Raw genomic sequence first — 20,815 nt, 5'->3', positions numbered from 1 at the left:
AACCGCCGTATACTTTAGACAGTACAGTACAGATAGCAGCAGTCAGAGTGGTTTTACCGTGGTCAACGTGGCCGATAGTACCAACGTTAACGTGCGGTTTCGTACGTTCAAATTTTTCTTTAGACACGATCGTGTTCCTTCCTAGTTATGAGTCACACTCACCGTCGTGAGTGCGATCAGAAGTTTTTATCAATGCGGGCGAACAATGCCAGCATTAAAGCTACTAATCAACAACGTTGTGCGATGATTGATTCAGCAACATTCTTTGGAACGTCAGCGTATTCGCTGAATTCCATAGAGTAAGATGCGCGGCCCTGAGTCGCTGAACGCAAGTCAGTTGCGTAACCAAACATCTCAGCCAGTGGTACTTGTGCGCGAATGATCTTCAAACCAGCTGGACCTTCGTCCATACCCGAAATCAGACCACGACGACGGTTCAAGTCACCCACTACATCACCCATCCAGTCTTCTGGAGTGGTGATTTCCACTTTCATCATTGGTTCAAGAATGACAGGTTGCGCTTCAAGCGCCCCTTTCTTGAATGCCATCGATGCAGCGATCTTAAACGCCATTTCGTTGGAGTCAACATCGTGGTAAGAACCATCGAACAGAGTTGCTTTTACGTCAAGCACTGGGTAGCCAGCGAGAACGCCACTACTCATCTGTTCTTCAACACCCTTACCAACAGCACCGATGTATTCTTTCGGTACGCTACCACCAACGACTTCATCAACGAAGACAAAGCCTTCGCCAGGCTCAGATGGCTCCAGTTTCAGCCATACGTGGCCGTACTGACCGCGTCCACCGGACTGCTTGACGAATTTACCTTCGACTTCAGCTTTACCACGGATGGTTTCACGGTATGCCACCTGTGGCTTACCTACGTTACATTCTACGCTGAACTCGCGACGCATGCGGTCTACGATGATATCCAGGTGCAGCTCACCCATACCTGAGATCAGGGTTTGCCCTGATTCATCATCGGTTTCAACGCGGAACGACGGGTCTTCTGCTGCTAGCTTACCTAGCGCAATACCCATTTTTTCTTGGTCAGCTTTTGAACGTGGCTCAACAGCGATCTGAATAACAGGCTCTGGGAAATCCATGCGCTCAAGCACTACTTTAGAGTCTTGCGCACAAAGGGTATCACCGGTTGTTACATCTTTCAGACCGATAGCCGCTGCAATGTCACCCGCGCGAATTTCTTTGATTTCTTCACGCTTGTTTGAGTGCATTTGAACGATACGGCCAAAACGCTCACGTTTCTCTTTGACTGAGTTATAAACTGTGTCGCCTGAGTTAACCACACCTGAGTAAACACGCAGGAAGGTCAACGTACCCACGAATGGGTCGGTAGCAATTTTAAATGCTAGTGCTGCAAACGGTTCGTTGTCGTCAGCGTGACGCTCGATCTCGTTGCCATCTTCGTCTTCACCTTTGATCGCTTTCACGTCAACCGGTGAAGGAAGGAACTCAACAACCGCATCCAATACTGCTTGAACGCCTTTGTTCTTGAATGCAGAACCACAGGTAGCCAGTACGATTTCGTTGTTAAGTGTACGTTCACGCAGACCATGCTTGATCTCGGCTTCAGACAATTCGCCTTCTTCGAGGTACTTGTCCATCAGCTCTTCATTGGCTTCTGCTGCGGCTTCTACCAGATTCTGGTGCCACTCGTCTGCCAAGTCTTGCATATCTGCCGGGATGTCTTCGTATGTGAAGCTCATACCCTGGTCAGCTTCGCTCCAGTTAATCGCCTTCATTTTGATAAGGTCGATAACACCGGAAAACTCGTCTTCAGCACCAATATTCAGATGAATTGGCACTGGGGTTGCGCCCAGTCGAACTTTAATTTGTTCAACTACGCGCAGAAAATCTGCGCCTGCACGGTCCATCTTATTGACGAAAACCATACGAGGAACTTGATATTTGTCTGCTTGACGCCAAACGGTCTCAGACTGAGGTTCTACGCCGGAAGAGCCACAGAATACAACTACAGCACCATCCAGTACGCGCAAAGAACGCTCTACTTCAATGGTAAAGTCAACGTGTCCTGGGGTATCGATGATGTTGATACGATGCTCTGCGAATTGCGCATCCATACCACGCCAGAAAGTTGTAGTTGCAGCTGAGGTGATTGTGATACCACGCTCCTGCTCCTGCTCCATCCAGTCCATGGTTGCGGCACCATCGTGCACTTCACCAATTTTATGAGAAAGACCGGTATAAAACAGGATACGCTCTGTTGTTGTAGTTTTACCTGCGTCTACGTGCGCACAAATACCGATGTTACGGTAGCGCTCAATAGGGGTCTTACGAGCCACAGTAGTATCCTCTTACTAAGGTCAACCTTAGAATGTGGTTTAGGCGCGGCAATTGCCGCGCCTAAAAAGGTATTACCAGCGGTAATGAGCAAACGCTTTGTTCGCTTCTGCCATACGGTGAACGTCTTCACGTTTCTTAACAGCAGTACCTTTGTTCTCAGATGCATCCAACATTTCGTTAGCCAGACGCTGAGCCATAGATTTTTCACCACGCTTACGCGCAGCTTCAACCAACCAACGCATTGCCAGAGCATTACGACGCACTGGACGTACTTCTACTGGAACTTGGTAAGTTGAACCACCCACGCGGCGAGATTTAACTTCTACCGCTGGACGTACGTTTTCAAGAGCTTGTTCAAACACAGCCAGTTGTTCTTTACCAGAACGCTCAGCCATGATGTCCAGTGCACCATAAACGATTTTTTCTGCAGTCGACTTTTTACCGTCAACCATTACGATGTTTACAAATTTTGCCAGCAGCTCTGATCCGAACTTAGGATCCGGCAGGATTTTACGCTGACCAATTACGCGACGACGTGGCATGGAAATTCTCCGTTGTCTTCTTCAGGTTTTATCCAAAACTTTTCAGTTTTTTCAAAATTACAAATTAATTAGTGTTTGGCCTTACTTAACGGATTCCATTAAGACTTAGGACGCTTCACACCGTACTTAGAACGACCTTGTTTACGGTCGTTAACGCCTGCACAGTCAAGTGCACCACGAACGGTGTGGTAACGCACACCTGGAAGGTCTTTAACACGACCACCGCGGATAAGAACAACGCTGTGCTCTTGCAGGTTGTGACCTTCACCACCGATGTATGAAGTAACTTCAAAACCGTTGGTCAGGCGAACACGACAAACTTTACGCAGTGCCGAGTTAGGTTTTTTAGGAGTAGTGGTGTAAACACGAGTACAAACACCACGTTTTTGCGGACACGCTTCCAGCGCAGGCACGTTGCTTTTCGCAACTTGCTTGATGCGTGGTTTGCGTACCAGCTGGTTGATAGTTGCCATTAAATAGCTCCTGATATTACTTACGTATATAAGTGTGAAAAATCTATGCCCCACAGAAGTAGGGACGCGAAATTTTAGATGTCGTCTTTTAGGGTGTCAAGATTTATACAACGATCTTTACTTAGATCACTTTATAAACACTGTAATCCCAAGCTTTTACGCTAGCTTATCGATACGCAAATCACCATTTCATTTGCGTGACATGCTGTTCAGTAAGCCCAACAAAGTCTTTCATTTCAATGAGTTCAAACGTCAACGCAACTTTATCCAGAATGCCACGTGCAATAACATCGTCTTTTAATATGTAAATTCGATGACCTGACGCAGCCAGCTTTTGTTGCCACTCTCCCCCACTGATTGCCGCAATTACGGCATCTTCGATCAGCAAGATCGCGCAATTAGGCTCGGCATAACGCAGACAATTGCTTAGCGATGAAGTAGAAAAGGGAGAGGAATTGATGGTGTGAAGCATTTTCTTCCCTTAAAAATTAAGCACTTTGGTGCAGCCAAGCAAATGCCCTCTGATTTCTTCAGCCGACAGCTTTTGTGCATCGATAATCAAAGGCACCTCGCCGAGCCCCCGCTCAGTCAAGGAATCTTTACACACATAGATTTCCTCAACATCACACAGCGACAACATTTTAAACGTCGATATGTAGTCACGGCATAAAATGGCATCGGGTGACTGATTTGCAACCAGCTGCATTACGCCATCACCCAAAAACATCAGTACTAAATTTTCGCTGTAGTTTGACGTCGCCAAGACGGCATCAAGTCCCTCTCGACCACTGGCTGAACCATGCGGTGCGGAAGAGAAGACAAATCCCAGTTTTTCCATGAATCACCTAAAACTGTATAACGCGGTCAGCGGTAAGAAGTGCTTCAGAGAGAGACCCTAACCCTGCTTGGGTAAAACCCGCGGCCATGTTAGATGAGGGTAACGCATGCTGTTTGGCTTCGTCTTCGCTGACTTGACCACGGCGAAGTGCTGCTGCAACACACGTTTCGAGCTCAACACCATTTTCTTTGCCTAATGCCTGCCACGCAGCCACCAAATCAAACTCATCATTGGCTGGCACCGTTAGCGACGACGCATTTGACACGCCATCTTGATAGAAAAACACACGTGTTAACGTGTGTCCTTTTTCTATCACTGCATTAGCAAAACGATACGCGGTAAGTGATGACTGGCGACCATATACGGGACCATTCACCACCAACACATAAGTCAGGCTCATTTCTCGCCGTCCTCGCCTTTACGTTGACGAATGTAAAGATAAACGGTGTGTTTAGAGATATTTAGGCGATCGGCAACACGGTTGATAGCATCTTTGATATCGAAGATGCCCTTATCGAACAGTTCCATCACGATTTGACGGTTTTTGGTATTGTTCGATACCGATTTATCGGCGTTAATTTCTTCGATGGTGCGCTCAACCGTTTGATCCACAAGCTCGTCGACATCGCTTGCGAAGTTGACCGAAGACGCAGCTTGGCGCGCCTCATCAGTTGGCATAAAGGCCTGTAGTACCTGAGAAAATGGCGCATCAAGGTTGATATTGATACATAGCAGGCCAACGATACGTGTATCGCTATTACGAATCGCCACCGTAATGGATTTCATCAAGGTGTTACCTTTCGCTCGCGTAAAATAAGCACGAGAGAAATTACGCTCTGACCCTTCGATGTCTCGTAGCATACGCAATGCTAGATCCGTGATGGGTGAGCCGACTTGGCGTCCAGTATTTTCGCCATTGGCAATTTTTATTGCCGAACGATTCAGATCTTCCAGAGAGTGCAAGACGATTTCACAGTGTTGGCCAATCAACGCTGCCAAACCATCAACCACTGCCTCATAGGATTTAAGGATTACGCGGTCTTGTTCTGTGAACGGATTGCTTTCGATTAAATCACTCTCGACGATCACATCCGCACCAAAGCTGTCTGTCGATACCACAGGCTTACTCTTCCTTTGCTTGGCTTTTTATCTTCAGCAGACGATAAACGAATGCTGCAAATTTTAAAATCTGGCGATAAGTTTAACAGAGTTAGTTCAAGAAAACGCAAAAACCCCGACCTAGGTCGGGGCTTTTTTATTCATCAGACTTATCTATCTCGAATGTAGATTAGCCGTTATTTGCGTCTGCTTTCGCTGGTTTACCTTTGATTTCCAGCAACTCAACGTCAAATACCAACGTAGAGTTTGCAGGGATAGCAGGCGTATCTTGTGAACCGTACGCAAGCTCAGGTGGGATAACAAACTTAAACTTAGAACCAACAGGCATTAATTGAACGCCTTCAGTCCAACCTGGGATCACACGGTTTAGTGGGAAGGTTGCTGGCTGGTTACGATCGTATGAGCTGTCGAACTGCGTGCCGTCGGTCAGGGTGCCTTTGTAGTGAACAACCACTGTGTCTTCTGCAGCTGGCTTCTCACCGTCACCCATTTTTTCCACTTGATACATCAAGCCAGAATCCGTGGTTTTCACACCGTCTTGTTTTGCAAAGTCAGCGCGGAAATCTTCACCCGCTTGAACAGCTGCGGCTGCTTTTTCAGACGCTTGAGCTTGTGCCATTTCTGCCACTCGCTTGTCCAGTGCTTGCAGAGTCACTTGCGCTTCTTCATCAGTCAGTTTTGACTTGTCTGCAAATGCATCTTGTACACCTTGCAGAACCAGATCAGCGTCCAATGCCAAACCAATTTGCTCTTGCTGCTCTAGGTTTGCTTTTAGGTATTGCGCCAAAGAGGCACCAATCGCATAAGCAGCTTTGTCGTCTTCAGTTGCAAAAGTGACTGTCTGCTCTACGGCAACAGGGGCTTCAACTTTTACTGTTTCTTCTTTTGCTTCTTCCTGACAACCAACTGCAAATGCAACAGTCGCTGCCAGCAGTGACACTTTAAAAACAGATTTCATTCGTTACTCCGTTGGTATAAAACCACATTTCTCTAATTCGCTTACGCGATAACGATGCGAAAGCCCGAAACGATCAATATACTCGACGTTATAGGGGCCTAAGATAAGGAACTCAAGCATGATGCGACAATTCGTCGGCACAATTTGCTTAATTCTGACACTGTTAGCACTTTCTGGATGCTTTCACTCGACACACGAGGCACAACGTTGGACGTTGGAGCCGACGGGCGTAACCAGTTTTAGTCTTAGCCGAGACGGCCGATTTGCGCTTATGACTTCTACAGCACAAGGTATCGTGCTCTGGGATCTTATGCAAAACAAACAATTGGCAGAGTTTGGATATCAAGACCCAGATAAGAATACTGTGATCGCCAGTCAAATTTCAGACAACAACCGATACGCCATTACCGCTACATCGCAAAATTTCGCCGTATGGGATTTGGCATGGGGACAGGCCGAAGGGTTGTGGTCTATCTCCGATGGCATCATTCGCGATGTCGATATCAGCAACAATGGTCAGAAAGTGCTGCTTGCACTATCAAATGGTAAAGCTCTCTTTGTGGACTTAGGCACAGGGAGACGACTAGAGTTCCTTGCGCACCGAGAAAAAGTAAATAGCGTATCTTTGGCACCTAATGGCAAGTTTGCTATGTCGGGCGGAAATGATCACAACGCGTTCTTCTGGAGCACAGAAACCGGTCAAGTGCTTAATGAGTTTCCTCACGATCACCGAATCACCCGCGTAGAGCTTCATCGTTCAGGTAAATTTGCCTTTTCCGCTGACGGGGATGACACCGCGATCATCTGGGACTTGTCGACAGGAGAGCCTAAAAGTGAATTGCAGATGTTCCATCGCCATCCCAACTTTTCCACCGCTCGCTTTTCAGATGACGGCTCAACACTCGTGACAGGCACACCAGGAAGACGCGTTGAATCTTGGGATACAGCGACGGGCGATAACCTAGGACGCTGGCTGGCTCAGGAGCAACAAAATACCCGTCCACCTAGCGCAGTAGTGTATGATGTCGCCATTGATCCAACTGGACGCGTAATTTCCGGCACTTCTGCCGGTATCGCACAAGCGTGGATAGCAGACTAACTGAGAAAACATCATGACCGACAACGAACTGCGTCTGCAGAAACAAATTGATGATTTGGAAATCAAGCAAGCTTTTCAAGAGCATACGATTGAAGAGCTGAACGATGCGATCACCCAACAGCAAATGAACATCGATAAGATGACTACGCAAATTGCGTTTCTGGTGACAAAACTGAAAGCCATGGAGCCAGCCAACATCGCCAGCATGAGCGAAGAGACACCACCTCCGCATTACTAAGTGCCCCGCGCCTTGTCGGCTCCGTGGTCATTAAAAGAAAAAGGTCAGCATGTGCTGACCTTTTTCTTTTCCGTTATTCCGTGACGGGCGATAGGGGCTCATCGGCAAATATCGCCACCAACGCAATGCCATCCTCGTCCACCGTCGCGCGGTACATGCCGGCACAGTTTAACGCAAAATTCACCTTGCCCTCGGCATCAACGGCCACGACACCGCCTTGCCCGCCAAGCTCCCTAAAATCTCCGTGGATTACGTCGTAGCAGGCATCATGAATAGACGCTCCCGCATAACGCATGCGTGCAGCGATATCACCGGCCACTGTACAACGCATCAACAGCTCTCCCATGCCAGTGGAAGACACGGCGACATTGCCGTTTCTCGCATAGGTGCCACCACCAATGATCGGCGTATCACCCACGCGTCCCCAACGTTTGTTGGTCATCCCGCCCGTGCTAGTCGCTGCCGCAAGGTTACCTTCTGCATCCAGTGCAACCGCGCCCACAGTGCCAAATTTTTTCTCATCCGGATAGCGGGCTTCAGAAAGGGCAACGTCCCCCGTCTTTTTCATGGCTAACAGTTCGTTGTAACGGCGGTCCGTAAAGAAGTAATCCTGTTCGACATACTCGTGCCCACACTCTTTAAAGGCAAAATGTTCTGCGCCCTCTCCCGCCAACATGGCGTGGGGGCTTTTTAACATTACGTCTCTCGCCAGTTGGATAGGGTTTTTAACATGGCTAATTAAAGTGACCGAACCGAGGTCGAGATTTTGACCATCCATGACACTGGCATCCATCTCCACGGTTTCGTTATGAGTCAGTACGGAGCCTCTACCTGCGTTAAACAGCTCGCTGTCTTCCATCACGGTCACTGCCGCAACTGTGGCATCAATGGCAGTGCCACCGTTAGCGAGTACAGCGTGGCCTGCCAACACGGACTGGGCAAGCGTGCTGCGGTAAGCCGCTTCGAGTTCTGCTGTCATCAGTCGGCGTTCAATGGTGCCAGCCCCGCCGTGAATCGCAATCGAGAAGGGAGAATGCATGAATAATCCTTATAAAAAAACGCTGCCCGATTTCTCGAACAGCGTCTTCAACAATCAGAGTACTACGACTCTAATAGCGATTAGTGTGAACCACAACCGCCGCCACCGCAGCACTCGTGATCGTCACCTTTGTCTTCGCCACCACAACAACCACCTTCGTGGTCATGATCGTGGCCGCCACAGCAACCACCCGCTTGGTGGATATGGCCGTGCTCGATTTCTTCTTCGGTCGCCGCACGAAGTTCTACAACTTCAACGTTGAACGTCAGTGTTTGACCCGCCAGCATGTGGTTACCATCAACAACAACTTCGTCGCCGTCAACTTCAGTCACTTCAACTGGGATTGGACCTTGATCGGTATCCGCCAAGAAGCGCATGCCAACCATGATCTCGTCAACGCCTTGGAATACGTCAGCAGGTACACGCTGAACCATTGCGTCCATGTAATCACCGTACGCGTCTTCCGGCGCAACAGTCACTTCAAACGCGTCGCCAGCCTCACGGCCTTCCAGCGCATTTTCCAGACCAACGATCAGGTTGTTATGGCCTTGCAGGTATTGCAAAGGCATGTCTTTGGTTGATTCATCAACCACAATGCCATCTTCGTTTTTCACTTGGTAAGCAATGCTTACTACCACGTCTTTAGTGATTTTCATCTTTACTCCGGAAGCGGTTATTTAAGGCTCGGTGTCGCCGAAATGTGTTCGCATTATCGTCACCGGCTTATTCGGCGCCGATAATACCGAAAACTTGAGCCTGCGACCATCACTGTGGTTTAAATATCCCGATCACTTGTGCGTCTTGCTCAGTGGGTTCTGAAGTAGAGGTATCTGAAGCAACCGGAGAACGGCGGTCAGAATGACCACAACTCACACACTCGACCACTTCGACGTGATGCTCCTGCCACCAGCGCAATGTGTCTGCCGATTGGCATGCTGGACAGGTCGCTCCCGCGATAAATCGTTTCTTACTCATGACATTCCTTGTACTGCATTATTCTCTGTTCCAGCTCTGATGCCGCTCGCTGTCCCCTTTCATTTCAAGGTCGAATAGCTCTTCAAGCTCCAGTCTGGCTTCTTTAGTTCTTGACGCTGCCAATACATCTTCACTGTGATGTGGTTGCAACTCATGAAGACGCATTTCATCCAATTTACGGAAAAAAGCCTCTGCACGCTTGGCTTTATACGGATGCATACCCAGTGCAATTAGTGCCTGCTTACCTAAGTCCAACGCACTAAGGAAGGTTTCCCTCGAAAAACCCTGAACGTTGTGACCGAGCAGTTCGTTGGCTTCAACTCTGCTGCGCGCTCGCGCTAAAATTTTCAGGTTGGGGAAGTGTTGCTGGCAAAGCTCTACAATTTCCATCACCTCTTCAGGTGAATCAGCACACACCACAATCGCTTCGGCTGACGCCGCCCCAGCCGCTCTTAATAAATCCAACTGCGTTGCATCGCCATAATACACCTTGTAACCAAACTTTCTAAGAAACGCGATTTGAGAAGGGTCACGCTCCAAAATAGTCACTTTGATTTTGTTGGCAAACAGTAATCGCCCAACTACCTGACCAAATCGACCAAACCCAGTGATGATGACCCGGCCACCCGCGTCCTCAAATTGATCGTTCGACGGTTCGGTGACATTGGCGTTGATGGTTCTCGCAAACCAACGGGACTGCAACATCAGTAGCAACGGCGTCGTCATCATTGAAATGCTCACCACCACCAGCAAGAAGGCATTTAATTGCGGGTCCAGTAGTTGCTCACCTCGTGCAGCGGTGAACAGCACAAACGCAAACTCTCCACCTTGGCTTAGCAAAATAGCCACTTGACTGCGTGAGCGTTCACTCCCGCCAAACACGCGGACTAATCCATAGATAATGGCCGCTTTTACGCTAATTAAGGCAACCACCGCAGCGATGATTTCAACGGGGTATTCAACCAATAGTCCAAGGTCAACTGCCATACCAACGGCAATAAAGAACAGCCCCAGCAACAAGCCTTTAAACGGTTCGATAGCAATCTCGAGCTCATGGCGAAACTCGCTTTCGGCAAGCAGCACACCAGCAAGAAACGTCCCAAGTGCCATTGATAGCCCCAGTGCTTGCATCCCCAATGCAATACCAATGACCAATAACAATGCCGTGACCGTAAACATTTCTTTGACGCGACTAAGAACAATCCAACGAAGTAATGGCCGCAATAGGTAGTGACCACCAACAAGCAGCAAAATGATAGCCCCAAACATCATGCCGACATCCGCCCAACTTCCCCCTGCGCCGCCGGCCAGAGCGGGCAGAATGGCCAGCATCGGTATCACCGCAATATCCTGAAACAGCAAAACCGCAAAAGCAGACTGCCCCGCTTCGCTTCGCATCATCCGCTGCTCTTCAATAATTCGCATTGCAATCGCGGTAGATGACAGAGCCAGACCCATACCGACCACAATGGCATCAACGTACCCCACGTTAAACATCAGCATGGAACCGGCAATAACAACACTGCTGATAAGCACTTGGCTACCGCCTAACCCTAAGATAGGTTTTCGCATTTGAATGAGCTTCTTGGGGTTCAACTCAAGGCCTATCAAAAACAGCAGAAGTACCACACCCAGTTCAGCGAAATGCAATATGGCTTCGACATCACTGATAAGTCCCAATCCCCATGGGCCAATGACGACACCTGCAATGAGATACCCTAAAACAGAGCCAATCCCTAAACGCTGCGCTAGAGGAACGGCCACCACAGCGGCGGCAAGAAAGATCAGCGCATCTAATAGGTAGTTATGCTCCATCAAACCACCTCCGACACAGGGTTACAAAGCCAGTCTGAATACAATTCAGCATGCGCACTTCTGTCATCGTCAGTCACTCGACGCGCCCAGTGTAGAATCAACGGATCTACCCAACGCATTTGACAAAGCAACGCTGTCAGCTCAAAAGGTTGAAGCAACTCTTCCATGCTGTATTTGTTGTACCCCGTTTGACTAAAGGCTTCCGCAGCCCCTCCTGTGGTGATCACAAAGCGGCAGGTTTTTCCTGCGAGCGCGTTGCCACCACCATGGGCAAAGCCTTTTCCTAGAACGACATCAATCCATTCTTTTAACAAAGAAGGACAAGAGTACATTTGGAGGGGGTGTTGAAAGACGATGACATCATGCTCGAGCAGCAGCTCACGCTCATAATGCACATCAATGATGAAGTCAGGGTACGCTGCATAGAGGTCGTGCACAGTGACATGCTGCAATTGCTTTGCCGCATCAATCATGGATTTGTTGGCCACCGACTCGTGCGGATCAGGGTGCGCAAAAAGCACCAGTACTCTTGACCGAAAAAGCGATGTTTTCGTGTTTTCCATTTCGCAGCAAATTCCTTTATCACTGAGAGACTTCTTATTCACGCTTGAGTCGTGATAACACAGTATTTTTTATGGTCTTTTTATCATGACACAAAACGCCCACTTTTGATGACTCGGGTGTCATCTTTCCACCATACGGTAAACAAACGCAGATTTCACGGATCGCACGCGTTCAAGTTTAAGAACACCCCCAACTATCGTCACGCGCCTTATGTAAACCGCCAGCCTGTGGTATAAATGCGCCTGAATTTTCTACTCCTTTGCATGCGGCAAGGCCGCCAGTAGTCATGATTACAATTTCAGATATTCAGCTTCTTCGTGGCGGCAAACCGCTTCTCGACAAAGCTTCAGCAACCATACACCCTGGTGATAAAGTCGGCCTGGTCGGTAAAAATGGCTGTGGTAAATCGACCCTTTTTGCCCTTTTAAAAGATGAACTGTCACTGGATGCCGGTAACTACAACGTCCCTGGCGGCTGGCAATTAGCGTGGGTTGCTCAGGAGACACCTGCACTAGAACGCGCAGCCATTGAGTATGTCATCGATGGCGACCGCGAATACCGCGAACTGGAAACTGCGCTTCGCGCGGCAGAAATTGCCGATGACGGTCATCAGGTTGCCGTGCTTCACGACAAGATTGATGCGGTTGGTGGTTACAGCATTCGTGCACGTGCCGCCGAGCTGCTGGATGGTCTTGGCTTTAGCCAAGAACAAATGAACTGGAACCTGACTCAGTTTTCTGGTGGTTGGCGGATGCGTCTTAACCTTGCACAGGCACTGCTTTGCCGTTCTGATTTACTGCTACTCGATGAGCCAACCAACCACTTGGATTTGGATGCAGTGATGTGGCTTGAAAAATGGCTGCAGAATTACCGTGGCACCATGGTACTGATTTCTCATGACCGTGATTTTCTTGACCCTGTTGTTAATCGCATCATCCACATCGAAAACCAACTGTTGAATGAGTACACCGGCAACTACTCAAGCTTTGAGACCATGCGCGCCGAAAAACTGATTTTGCAACAAGCTCAGTTTCAGAAGCAGCAAAAGCAAATGTCGCATATGCAGTCGTATATCGACCGTTTCCGATATAAAGCAAGCAAAGCACGTCAAGCGCAGAGCCGCATCAAGGCTCTGGAGAGAATGGAAAAAGTGCTGCCTGCACAGTTCGATAACCCATTTAGCTTCGAGTTTCGCGAACCAGCCGCGCTGCCAAATCCTATCTTGATGATGGAAAACGTTGCTGCGGGTTACGGTGACAACCTTATTCTAGAGAAAATTCACCTGAACTTAGTACCGGGCAGCCGTATTGGCCTTTTGGGGCGCAACGGTGCAGGTAAATCTACGCTCATAAAGTTACTCTCTGGCAGCATTCCTGCACAAGCGGGTGAGCTTCGCTACTCGCAGGGCGTGAAAATCGGCTATTTTGCTCAGCACCAGTTAGAAACACTGCGTACTGACGAAACAGCACTGCAACACCTAATGCGTTTGGCCCCTGAAGCCACCGAACAGCAACTTCGTGATTACTTGGGTAGCTTTGGTTTTCATGGTGAAAAAGCACTGGATGTGATTGCCCCTTTTTCAGGCGGTGAAAAAGCCCGATTGGTACTGGCACTGATCGTTTGGCAAAAACCAAACCTCTTGCTGCTCGATGAACCAACAAACCACTTGGATCTCGACATGCGCTCGGCACTGACACTGGCTTTGCAATCATTCGAAGGGGCAATGGTAATCGTCAGTCACGACCGTTTCTTACTCCGCGCGACCACCGATGATCTTTACCTTGTTCATGACCGCCAAGTGTCCCAGTTCAATGGCGATCTGCATGATTATCATCAATGGCTGACCGAGCAACAACGTTCTGAGCGTCGACAAGAACAGGCTGAAAATGCCAAGCCTGCAGGTGCCAACACACAAGCTGCCCGTAAAGAACAAAAACGTATGGAAGCAGAATTTCGCCGTCTAACGGCACCGATCAGAAAGAAAATTGACAATCTGGACACAAAGTTAGAGAAATTTTCTGCGACAATTGCCGAGGTAGAATCAGCATTGGCGGAACCTTCTATTTATGAAGCGTCAAACAAAGACAAGCTGACAGAATTGCTTCGTCGACAGGCCGAAGCGAAATCATCGCTCGAAGAGGTCGAACTGGAATGGATGGATCTGCAGGAACAACTGGAAGTCATGGAAGCCGAGTTCCAAGGCCGATAAAGAACAATGCCACAGCCGATGGGTTGTGGCAGTTTTGCCTGCAGCACTATGGTCAGCAGGAAGTGAAGCATGCCTGCCTGAAACTTCAAGACCAGTTCAAAGGGAACGTGAACCTCGCATTGCTTTTCGCATGGATTGAAGATGCAGGTTTCACCCTTTCTCTCCCATCTCAATCCGCACTTCGTAAAGCCATGTCGCACTCAGAAACGCTACTGAGCCGATACCGACTTATGCGCCGTGAACTCAAGCCTCAGCTCTCTCGTGGTGCTTATCAGAAAATGCTCAATTACGAACTGACACTCGAAAAATTCCAACAACAGGAGCTGCTCACCTGTGTGAATCAACTTGAGTGGGAAGAATACGGCCCATCAGCCCTTGAGAATTATTGTGCACACCTTGATAGCGGTGCTCGCTATCTTTACCCAACTCTGATGAAAGGCCTTCACACCATCTCATCGTAAAGCACAATTTGCATGTCACATGCTGCATCACGAAGTGGCACCAATTTTAGATAAGACGGGGATGCATAAAATCGTTTTGCCGCCTCTTTGTCGTGATAGCGGAAAACGGCCACAACATGTGGATTCATATTGTCTCCCCGCATAACGTCAAAGAAATCACCTCTCACCACCACGTCTACACCTGCCTCATCCAACAGTACTTTCGCTGCCACGACATACTCTCGAAACTTGCCGGCATCTTTAATGGTGGCGTAGGAAAAATTCAGTACAGTCATCTGTCACTCCTTATGCCCAAATAAAGATCAAGCACCCCGCGGTCAGAAACCCCATTGACCGATTAAACGCCACCCAGCTTTTTTCCGTAGAGAGCACCTTGCCTACCCAAACGCCAAATGCCGCCCAAAGTGATGTCAGGGGTAAACCTACCGCGACAAAAGTCAGCACAATTACCATTGCTGACCACCAATACTCTCCTCCAGTAAGGGTAAACGTACCGACAGCACTCACTGCCATCGCCCACGCTTTTGGATTCACGAATTGAAACAGAGCCCCCTCCACAAACGTCATGGGCCTTCTGTTGGTACTGTCAGATCTTGACGGTGCTCCCGATCCCGCAATACGCCAAGCAAGGTATAAAAGATAGGCACTGGCAATATATTTGAGCCCTTCTTGAACCCATGGGTACATTTTAAATATTGCGCCCAACCCGCCAGCAACCAATGCGATGAGAAGAGCAACCCCCGCAGAGATCCCTAACAGGTGCGGAATGGTACGTTTGTAGCCAAAATTAGCCCCTGACGCTGTCAGCATCATATTGTTAGGGCCGGGCGTGCCCGTCATGGTCGCCGCGAATATCGCCAGTGCTGCGATAAAAGATATTTCCATCATCTTCTGTCTCCCCGCTCACATTGTATCGATACAATTATGAGTAATTGTTGATTAATTCGCCTTTAATGGTTAAAAATCACGCTAACAGGGATCATTTTTCGGATCAAAAGGTTTATTGTCACCATGACAATCATCAATATCACGCTAGATAAATCAGGTGCCCCTATGTATCGACAAATTGCCGATGCGATTGGGGAAAAGGTGAGCACTAAAGAGCTGGCACCGGGGGAGAAGCTGCCAACCCATCGCGCGCTGGCCGATGCGCTGTCTGTCACTGTCGGTACCATCACCCGTGCTTATGCGGAAGCCGAGCGGAGAGGCATTGTTGAAGCTAGGGTCGGTGCAGGTACTTACATCACTCAGGCAGACAAGCCGCTGTGGACGTTTTCAGCTCCAGAGCGTCCGGGGATCACAAGCTTTGGCTACAATGTACCGCCATCACTCAACCGTGCCGATGTCTTCTCTGATGCACTCCAGCAATTGGCCGCTCACCCGAATGAATTAAACAGCTTGATGCTGTATCAACCCCCTTCAGGCATTGTCCGTCACCGTGAAATCCTGTCGCAGTGGCTCGCACAACATGGCGTGACCACCTCTCCCTCACAGTTGTTGTTCTGCTCTGGCGCACAAAATGCCATGCAGCTTTGTTTACTTACCCTATGTCGCGCGGGCGATACTATCCTGGCAGACAAATTTACTTATCCAGGCTTAATGAGCCTTGCTAAGCAGCTTCAATTAACCATTAAACCTGTCGAGATGGATGACGAGGGCATGATACCTGACGCTCTGTGCGCTGCTTGTCAGCAGTATCAACCACGTTTGGTGTACCTCACGCCGACACTGCAAAACCCCACCACAGCGACCATGAGTGAAACGAGGCGCAAGGCGATCATTGAGATCTGTCGCGAGCAGCAACTGGTTATCCTTGAAGACGACATTAATGGGCTTCTGCCAACAGAACGTCCGGAGCCGATAATAAATTTAGCACCCGATCTGGTGATTTATATCGGCGGCCTCGCAAAGACATTAGCACCAGGTTTGAGGTTGGGATTCTTACATCTGCCAGAGCGGTACTACCCGCATTTCGTCAATGCGCTACAAAATCACAGTTGGATGATTAGCCCTTTATTAACGGCGATGGCGGCAATCCTTTTAGAAAATGGTGCCGCAAACCAAGTACTGGATACCATTCGGGCTGAAATGGAAAAACGGTGGCAATGCGTGGCGCATTATCTGCACGATGTCGAACTTCGTTATCAACCTAACGGATTTCACGGCTGGTTAAAGCTACCCGATGACTGGGCGTTGAGTGATTTTCTTGCTGCATGTAAAGAGAATGGCTTAGAGGTAAAATCGGCAGAGCTCTTCGTTCCACCAGGCTATGGCGCGCCACCTTATATTCGCATTGCAGTGAGCGCACCACCAACAATGGGTGAATTAGAGCTTGGCTGTAAGAAGTTGGCGCAGTTGCTAGCCAATCCGCCAATCAGTGAATTTGCATTATGAGCCTAACCATGACATCAACATTTACACCTTTAAAAGGGGCAACCAACCCCCACATTCAAACATTACTTCCGCGCTTTTTACGCCGAAACCCTTTGTTTGAACCCGTGTGGCAACGACTAAATACACCCGATGGTGACTTTTTGGATATCGGCTGGACAGAGCCACCTGAGCAGGCAAAAGGCAAGCCGGTCGCCGTGCTCTTTCATGGTCTGGCTGGGTGTTTTTACAGTCCTTACGCTAATGGCCTTTTGAATGCATTTCGCGAGCAAGGCTGGCTCGGTGTCATCATGCACTTTCGCGGATGCAGTGGTTCACTGAATCGATTGCCAAGAACCTATCATTCCGGCGAAACGAGCGATGCGCGTTTCTTCCTGTCCTACCTCAGCGAACAATTTCCTGACGTACCCCGCGTGGCAACCGGTGTCTCACTTGGTGGGAATATGCTGGTTCGCTACCTTGCAGAGTTTAATCACGACCCGCTTATCAACGCAGGATGCGTGATCAGCCCTCCGTTAAACCTCGCAGCCTGTTCTAGTCGAATCAATCAAGGCTTTTCCAAGGTCTACCAAGCCTACCTGCTTCGCTCCATGAATCGCTCACTCAATAATAAGCTCGCTCGTCACCCCGAAATCGGGCACTGGAGAAGCCATGACAAGGTCAATATTTCGACGCTCCTCCAGTTTGACCAGACGGTTACCGCTCCACTTCACGGCTTTCTCAATGCTGAGGATTATTACAAACAATGCAGTGGGTTAGGCGTATTGCATGACATTGCGACTCCTCTAAAAGTGGTCCATGCTAAAGATGATCCTTTTATGACTGAAGCGGTGATCCCAACCGAACCACTACCCAAGAACATTCACTATCACCTCACCGAATACGGCGGTCATGTTGGATTCATTTCCGGCACATTGAAAAAACCTGAATTCTGGTTGGAACAGGAAGTTCCTCGATGGTTAGCCCTGCATATGGACAATTAACACGACGCAGGGCGAGAGAGGTGAAACATGGCATTATCTCGCACTGCCTTAGTTTGTTTGTTCACACTGCTTGGTTTTTCCTACCCAACCAACGCTGATACCGTGCGCTTCGGCCCTTTGATTGCGCAAAGTCAGGCTCCCCTTCAAGTCACGGGGCTGGCTCCCATGATGCATGACCCAATGTCACTCGCCACAGACGAAACCGAAGTTTTTGCATCACTCACTATTGCAAGTGTCTGGGCGAATACGCCGGATTACCTGTTTGATTATTACCACAATCAAATCATGGCCGGCTTTATGAATGCCCCGTCAGAGACCACAAAAATTGGCGTTTGGTATCAATACCGCTATGCGGCAAATAATCGTCTTGATGGCTTAACAGAAAAGTTTCATAGCATTTTTGGAATCGATCAGAATGGGCGTACCGAGGTCGACGAAGATAGGTTCTATATTCATATTCCCAACGACATGGCAGAGCCCATTGAAGGGTTTGGTGGCGATCCGCTGCTTAGTGCCTTCAGTCTCTACGGGGAGAAGACGCTTTATCATGATGAACATCATGCCATCAGTGTTGGAGCGACACTCTTTTTTAACCGCGTCAGTCACGGTGTATTTACCAACACCACGTTTGAACAAGCTATGCAGGTAAATTACGGCTACCAGCGAGACAAACACAAATTGACCGCGTCACTGGGCCTTACACATCGCCCTGATAAACCACAACATTTTGTCGACGTAAAACCTTGGGGCATTAACGCCGGAGTGAGTTATCAATATGCCCTGCTAAAACATCATGAACTTATCGCTGAATACCTCATCTCACAGGGAAAAGGTGATAACGATAATCTTGGAGAGTTAACGTCTCTCGTGCATGAATTTGCCTTAGGCTATCGCTACCTTTTTGACGACAGTGCGATAGAATTGATGGCCTTAGAGAACATGTTCAATCACGATAACAGTACTGATATCGTGTTTTCGGCCACGTTCAGACACCGCTTAACGTTGTAGGTAGCGAGATGATTGTCCCCTGGCAGGAAATTCCTGAAGAAAACCTGAAAAGTTTGGTCGAGCACTTTGTATTACGTGAAGGCACCGATTACGGCGAGCAAGAAATCAGTTTTGAACAAAAAGTCGAGCAGGTACTGCTCTTGATAAAGAACCGAGAAGCGGTCGTTGTTTACTCTGAATTACACGAAACGATCGATATCAAACTGACACGTTCACTTGGATAAAATCTGTACCCAAGCGACATGAAGTTGCCGATGATCTCTGATATTCAGGATCTTCACAGCGTTTGGGTATGCCCCCAACTTGACCAAACTCTGACTCCCTGTTAATTCTTTGTCATTCGTTTTTTTTGACAGGGTTTGTCATGTCTGCAAAACATCCGATCATTGCAGTCACCGGTTCATCCGGCGCAGGAACAACAACAACGTCCGATGCGTTTCGGAAAATTTTCAACATGATGAACATTAGTGCGTCATGGGTAGAAGGTGACAGTTTCCATCGATTTACCCGTCCAGAAATGGACGTTGAAATTCGAAAAGCAAAAGATCAAGGACGCCATATCAGTTACTTTGGCCCGACAGCCAATGATTTCCCGAGACTAGAGTCGTTCTTTAAAGAGTACGGGGAGCAAGGCACCGGCCAATTCCGTCGCTATCTTCATACGTTTGATGAAGCCGTTCCCTATAATCAAATGCCAGGGACATTCACCGCATGGCAAGACCTACCTAAAAACACAGATTTGCTGTTTTACGAAGGATTGCATGGCGGTATGGTCGACGGCGACATCAACGTGGCGCAACACGTCGATTTACTGATAGGCATGGTGCCAATCGTTAACTTGGAATGGATTCAAAAATTCGTGCGCGATACGCGCGACAGAGGCCATTCACGCGAAGCGGTGATGGATTCCATTGTTCGCTCGATGGATGATTATCTAAATTACATCACGCCACAGTTCAGTCGCACGCACATTAACTTCCAGCGTGTACCCACCGTAGACACGTCCAACCCACTTAATGCCAAAGCGATCCCAAGCCTTGATGAAAGCTTTGTCGTTATTCGTTTCCGCGGTATCAAAAACGTCGACTTCCCTTATCTGCTTACGATGATCCAAGGTGCATTTATGTCTCGTCATAATACCCTTGTGGTACCTGGCGGGAAAATGAGCTTTGCCATGGAACTCATTATTCGCCCACTCATTCAGCAGCTTATTGAAACGGGGAAAATCAGCTAACGCGCACTCACACGCCAATTTGCGCTTCGAGACGCGACGGCCTGCCGTCGGCACTCTGCCTTAAAATATCGACAGGAAAAAAGAAGGAGGGGCATTCCTCCTTCTTTAGTTACTGAAAAACTGTCTTCACGCTAACTGTTGAATCTCGTACGAGTGGGTCATTTCAACACCCGCGCCAAGCATCAAACAAACTGAACAGTATTTCTCTAAACTGTCTTTCACTGCCGCAGCGACGATCGATTCATCAATTTTGTCACCTTTCACAACAAAGTGAATATTGATATGCGTAAATAAGCGTGGGGCTTGTTCACGCCTTTCAGCTGACAATTGCGCCTCACACCCCAGTACGTTTTGATTGGCTTCTTCGAGTGCTGCAACAACATCCACAGAGCTGCAACCACCCGCTCCCATCAAAACCATTTCCATTGGGCTAGGTGCATGCTCTCCACCATTGCCATCCATTACAATGTTGTGACCCGAATTTGACAGTCCCAAGAACGTCTTATTTCCGCACCACTTGACGCTTGCTTGCATCGCTTTCCTC

26 protein-coding genes are annotated in these 20,815 nt (G+C 48.6%); 9 read left to right on the top strand and 17 right to left on the bottom strand.

The window, feature by feature from the left end; translation table 11 throughout:
• The 9 genes from LRP49_RS13380 to fkpA form a co-directional block, all read right to left on the bottom strand.
• On the bottom strand, positions 1–127 hold a 127-nt coding region (locus LRP49_RS13380), incomplete at its 3' end, for a GTP-binding protein (protein WP_274142812.1).
• A 100-nt stretch (positions 128–227) separates the two neighbouring features.
• Positions 228–2,324, bottom strand: coding sequence for an elongation factor G (gene fusA, locus LRP49_RS13375; RefSeq protein WP_274142804.1), 2,097 nt, complete (start codon positions 2,322–2,324; stop codon positions 228–230).
• Between the two features lie 72 nt (positions 2,325–2,396).
• Positions 2,397–2,867 (bottom strand): 30S ribosomal protein S7, encoded by a 471-nt coding sequence (gene rpsG, locus LRP49_RS13370; protein WP_274142803.1) that lies wholly within the window; start codon positions 2,865–2,867, stop codon positions 2,397–2,399.
• Between the two features lie 98 nt (positions 2,868–2,965).
• A complete protein-coding gene (gene rpsL / locus LRP49_RS13365; RefSeq protein ID WP_002535163.1) occupies positions 2,966–3,340 on the bottom strand; it encodes a 30S ribosomal protein S12 in 375 nt (124 codons plus the stop codon).
• A 181-nt stretch (positions 3,341–3,521) separates the two neighbouring features.
• Positions 3,522–3,812, bottom strand: a complete 291-nt coding sequence (gene tusB / locus LRP49_RS13360) for a sulfurtransferase complex subunit TusB (RefSeq protein ID WP_274142802.1) — start codon at positions 3,810–3,812, stop codon at positions 3,522–3,524.
• Between the two features lie 9 nt (positions 3,813–3,821).
• A complete protein-coding gene (gene tusC, locus LRP49_RS13355) occupies positions 3,822–4,178 on the bottom strand; it encodes a sulfurtransferase complex subunit TusC (protein ID WP_274142801.1) in 357 nt (118 codons plus the stop codon).
• A gap of 7 nt (positions 4,179–4,185) precedes the next feature.
• On the bottom strand, positions 4,186–4,578 hold the full coding sequence (tusD, locus tag LRP49_RS13350; RefSeq protein ID WP_274142800.1) for a sulfurtransferase complex subunit TusD: 393 nt from the start codon (positions 4,576–4,578) through the stop codon (positions 4,186–4,188).
• Positions 4,575–5,297 (bottom strand): helix-turn-helix transcriptional regulator, encoded by a 723-nt coding sequence (locus LRP49_RS13345; RefSeq protein ID WP_274142799.1) that lies wholly within the window; start codon positions 5,295–5,297, stop codon positions 4,575–4,577. The genes tusD and LRP49_RS13345 overlap by 4 nt, the downstream gene beginning before the upstream one ends.
• Before the next feature lie 169 nt (positions 5,298–5,466).
• A complete protein-coding gene (gene fkpA / locus LRP49_RS13340; RefSeq protein ID WP_274142798.1) occupies positions 5,467–6,255 on the bottom strand; it encodes an FKBP-type peptidyl-prolyl cis-trans isomerase in 789 nt (262 codons plus the stop codon).
• Between the two features lie 121 nt (positions 6,256–6,376).
• Here fkpA and LRP49_RS13335 point away from each other — a divergent pair, with 121 nt between their 5' ends.
• Together LRP49_RS13335 and LRP49_RS13330 are read left to right on the top strand one after the other, a co-directional pair.
• Complete coding sequence (locus tag LRP49_RS13335) at positions 6,377–7,354, top strand: WD40 repeat domain-containing protein (RefSeq protein WP_274142811.1); 978 nt, start codon at positions 6,377–6,379, stop codon at positions 7,352–7,354.
• 13 nt (positions 7,355–7,367) lie between these two features.
• A complete protein-coding gene (locus tag LRP49_RS13330) occupies positions 7,368–7,592 on the top strand; it encodes a SlyX family protein (RefSeq protein ID WP_274142797.1) in 225 nt (74 codons plus the stop codon).
• 73 nt (positions 7,593–7,665) lie between these two features.
• Here the strand turns inward: LRP49_RS13330 and LRP49_RS13325 are convergent, their stop codons facing one another.
• From LRP49_RS13325 to kefG, 5 genes are all read right to left on the bottom strand, one after another.
• Positions 7,666–8,631 (bottom strand): isoaspartyl peptidase/L-asparaginase family protein, encoded by a 966-nt coding sequence (locus LRP49_RS13325; RefSeq protein ID WP_274142796.1) that lies wholly within the window; start codon positions 8,629–8,631, stop codon positions 7,666–7,668.
• A gap of 80 nt (positions 8,632–8,711) precedes the next feature.
• A complete protein-coding gene (gene slyD, locus LRP49_RS13320; protein WP_274142795.1) occupies positions 8,712–9,287 on the bottom strand; it encodes a peptidylprolyl isomerase in 576 nt (191 codons plus the stop codon).
• A 109-nt stretch (positions 9,288–9,396) separates the two neighbouring features.
• On the bottom strand, positions 9,397–9,606 hold the full coding sequence (locus LRP49_RS13315; RefSeq protein ID WP_274142794.1) for a YheV family putative zinc ribbon protein: 210 nt from the start codon (positions 9,604–9,606) through the stop codon (positions 9,397–9,399).
• An 18-nt stretch (positions 9,607–9,624) separates the two neighbouring features.
• Positions 9,625–11,421, bottom strand: a complete 1,797-nt coding sequence (gene kefB, locus LRP49_RS13310) for a glutathione-regulated potassium-efflux system protein KefB (RefSeq protein WP_274142793.1) — start codon at positions 11,419–11,421, stop codon at positions 9,625–9,627.
• A complete protein-coding gene (kefG, locus tag LRP49_RS13305; protein WP_274142792.1) occupies positions 11,421–11,984 on the bottom strand; it encodes a glutathione-regulated potassium-efflux system ancillary protein KefG in 564 nt (187 codons plus the stop codon). Before kefG ends, kefB begins: the two co-directional genes overlap by 1 nt.
• 287 nt (positions 11,985–12,271) lie before the next feature.
• Between kefG and LRP49_RS13300 the strand changes: the two genes are divergently transcribed.
• Complete coding sequence (locus LRP49_RS13300) at positions 12,272–14,194, top strand: ABC transporter ATP-binding protein (protein WP_274142791.1); 1,923 nt, start codon at positions 12,272–12,274, stop codon at positions 14,192–14,194.
• Positions 14,137–14,655: a TIGR02444 family protein gene (locus LRP49_RS13295; protein ID WP_274142790.1), complete on the top strand. Its 519-nt coding sequence runs from the start codon at positions 14,137–14,139 to the stop codon at positions 14,653–14,655. Before LRP49_RS13300 ends, LRP49_RS13295 begins: the two co-directional genes overlap by 58 nt.
• Here LRP49_RS13295 and LRP49_RS13290 read toward each other — a convergent pair.
• On the bottom strand, positions 14,637–14,930 hold the full coding sequence (locus LRP49_RS13290) for a DUF1330 domain-containing protein (RefSeq protein ID WP_274142789.1): 294 nt from the start codon (positions 14,928–14,930) through the stop codon (positions 14,637–14,639). The two genes, LRP49_RS13295 and LRP49_RS13290, sit on opposite strands and share 19 nt — an antisense overlap.
• 10 nt (positions 14,931–14,940) lie before the next feature.
• Entirely contained in the window at positions 14,941–15,543 is a 603-nt protein-coding gene (locus LRP49_RS13285; RefSeq protein WP_274142788.1) for a LysE family translocator, read from the bottom strand.
• A gap of 123 nt (positions 15,544–15,666) precedes the next feature.
• On the opposite strand from LRP49_RS13285, the gene LRP49_RS13280 reads away from it, so the two are divergent.
• The 5 genes from LRP49_RS13280 (at position 15,667) to LRP49_RS13260 (ending at position 20,271) form a co-directional block, all read left to right on the top strand.
• Positions 15,667–17,049: an aminotransferase-like domain-containing protein gene (locus tag LRP49_RS13280; RefSeq protein ID WP_274142787.1), complete on the top strand. Its 1,383-nt coding sequence runs from the start codon at positions 15,667–15,669 to the stop codon at positions 17,047–17,049.
• Positions 17,050–17,057: 8 nt separating this feature from the next.
• Complete coding sequence (locus tag LRP49_RS13275; protein ID WP_274142786.1) at positions 17,058–18,029, top strand: hydrolase; 972 nt, start codon at positions 17,058–17,060, stop codon at positions 18,027–18,029.
• Between the two features lie 27 nt (positions 18,030–18,056).
• Positions 18,057–19,037, top strand: coding sequence for a DUF3187 family protein (locus tag LRP49_RS13270; protein ID WP_274142785.1), 981 nt, complete (start codon positions 18,057–18,059; stop codon positions 19,035–19,037).
• Between the two features lie 8 nt (positions 19,038–19,045).
• Positions 19,046–19,261: a YheU family protein gene (locus LRP49_RS13265; RefSeq protein WP_274142784.1), complete on the top strand. Its 216-nt coding sequence runs from the start codon at positions 19,046–19,048 to the stop codon at positions 19,259–19,261.
• Positions 19,262–19,401: 140 nt separating this feature from the next.
• Positions 19,402–20,271, top strand: a complete 870-nt coding sequence (locus tag LRP49_RS13260; RefSeq protein ID WP_274142783.1) for a phosphoribulokinase — start codon at positions 19,402–19,404, stop codon at positions 20,269–20,271.
• A gap of 126 nt (positions 20,272–20,397) precedes the next feature.
• On the opposite strand, the gene LRP49_RS13255 is transcribed toward LRP49_RS13260, so the two are convergent.
• Positions 20,398–20,805, bottom strand: coding sequence for an OsmC family protein (locus tag LRP49_RS13255; RefSeq protein WP_274142782.1), 408 nt, complete (start codon positions 20,803–20,805; stop codon positions 20,398–20,400).
• Positions 20,806–20,815 lie beyond the last annotated feature (10 nt).

Source organism: Enterovibrio qingdaonensis (assembly GCF_028683135.1).
GTDB classification, from domain to species: Bacteria; Pseudomonadota; Gammaproteobacteria; order Enterobacterales; family Vibrionaceae; genus Enterovibrio; species Enterovibrio qingdaonensis.
Note: the sequence above shows the minus strand (reverse complement) of the source record. Positions and strands in the feature narration are given on the sequence as shown.

Coding starts and splice junctions, on each gene's coding strand:
- slyD (WP_274142795.1), bottom strand. CDS start 9,287: ATGAAAATCACTAAAGACGTGGTAGTAAGCATTGCTTACCAAGTGAAA.
- LRP49_RS13325 (WP_274142796.1), bottom strand. CDS start 8,631: ATGCATTCTCCCTTCTCGATTGCGATTCACGGCGGGGCTGGCACCATT.
- LRP49_RS13270 (WP_274142785.1), top strand. CDS start 18,057: ATGGCATTATCTCGCACTGCCTTAGTTTGTTTGTTCACACTGCTTGGT.
- LRP49_RS13280 (WP_274142787.1), top strand. CDS start 15,667: ATGACAATCATCAATATCACGCTAGATAAATCAGGTGCCCCTATGTAT.
- LRP49_RS13255 (WP_274142782.1), bottom strand. CDS start 20,805: ATGCAAGCAAGCGTCAAGTGGTGCGGAAATAAGACGTTCTTGGGACTG.
- LRP49_RS13300 (WP_274142791.1), top strand. CDS start 12,272: ATGATTACAATTTCAGATATTCAGCTTCTTCGTGGCGGCAAACCGCTT.
- tusD (WP_274142800.1), bottom strand. CDS start 4,578: ATGAGCCTGACTTATGTGTTGGTGGTGAATGGTCCCGTATATGGTCGC.
- tusB (WP_274142802.1), bottom strand. CDS start 3,812: ATGCTTCACACCATCAATTCCTCTCCCTTTTCTACTTCATCGCTAAGC.
- LRP49_RS13285 (WP_274142788.1), bottom strand. CDS start 15,543: ATGATGGAAATATCTTTTATCGCAGCACTGGCGATATTCGCGGCGACC.
- kefG (WP_274142792.1), bottom strand. CDS start 11,984: ATGGAAAACACGAAAACATCGCTTTTTCGGTCAAGAGTACTGGTGCTT.
- LRP49_RS13290 (WP_274142789.1), bottom strand. CDS start 14,930: ATGACTGTACTGAATTTTTCCTACGCCACCATTAAAGATGCCGGCAAG.
- fkpA (WP_274142798.1), bottom strand. CDS start 6,255: ATGAAATCTGTTTTTAAAGTGTCACTGCTGGCAGCGACTGTTGCATTT.
- rpsG (WP_274142803.1), bottom strand. CDS start 2,867: ATGCCACGTCGTCGCGTAATTGGTCAGCGTAAAATCCTGCCGGATCCT.
- LRP49_RS13275 (WP_274142786.1), top strand. CDS start 17,058: ATGACATCAACATTTACACCTTTAAAAGGGGCAACCAACCCCCACATT.
- LRP49_RS13330 (WP_274142797.1), top strand. CDS start 7,368: ATGACCGACAACGAACTGCGTCTGCAGAAACAAATTGATGATTTGGAA.
- tusC (WP_274142801.1), bottom strand. CDS start 4,178: ATGGAAAAACTGGGATTTGTCTTCTCTTCCGCACCGCATGGTTCAGCC.
- LRP49_RS13295 (WP_274142790.1), top strand. CDS start 14,137: ATGGATGGATCTGCAGGAACAACTGGAAGTCATGGAAGCCGAGTTCCA.
- LRP49_RS13260 (WP_274142783.1), top strand. CDS start 19,402: ATGTCTGCAAAACATCCGATCATTGCAGTCACCGGTTCATCCGGCGCA.
- LRP49_RS13265 (WP_274142784.1), top strand. CDS start 19,046: ATGATTGTCCCCTGGCAGGAAATTCCTGAAGAAAACCTGAAAAGTTTG.
- kefB (WP_274142793.1), bottom strand. CDS start 11,421: ATGGAGCATAACTACCTATTAGATGCGCTGATCTTTCTTGCCGCCGCT.
- LRP49_RS13315 (WP_274142794.1), bottom strand. CDS start 9,606: ATGAGTAAGAAACGATTTATCGCGGGAGCGACCTGTCCAGCATGCCAA.
- LRP49_RS13335 (WP_274142811.1), top strand. CDS start 6,377: ATGCGACAATTCGTCGGCACAATTTGCTTAATTCTGACACTGTTAGCA.
- rpsL (WP_002535163.1), bottom strand. CDS start 3,340: ATGGCAACTATCAACCAGCTGGTACGCAAACCACGCATCAAGCAAGTT.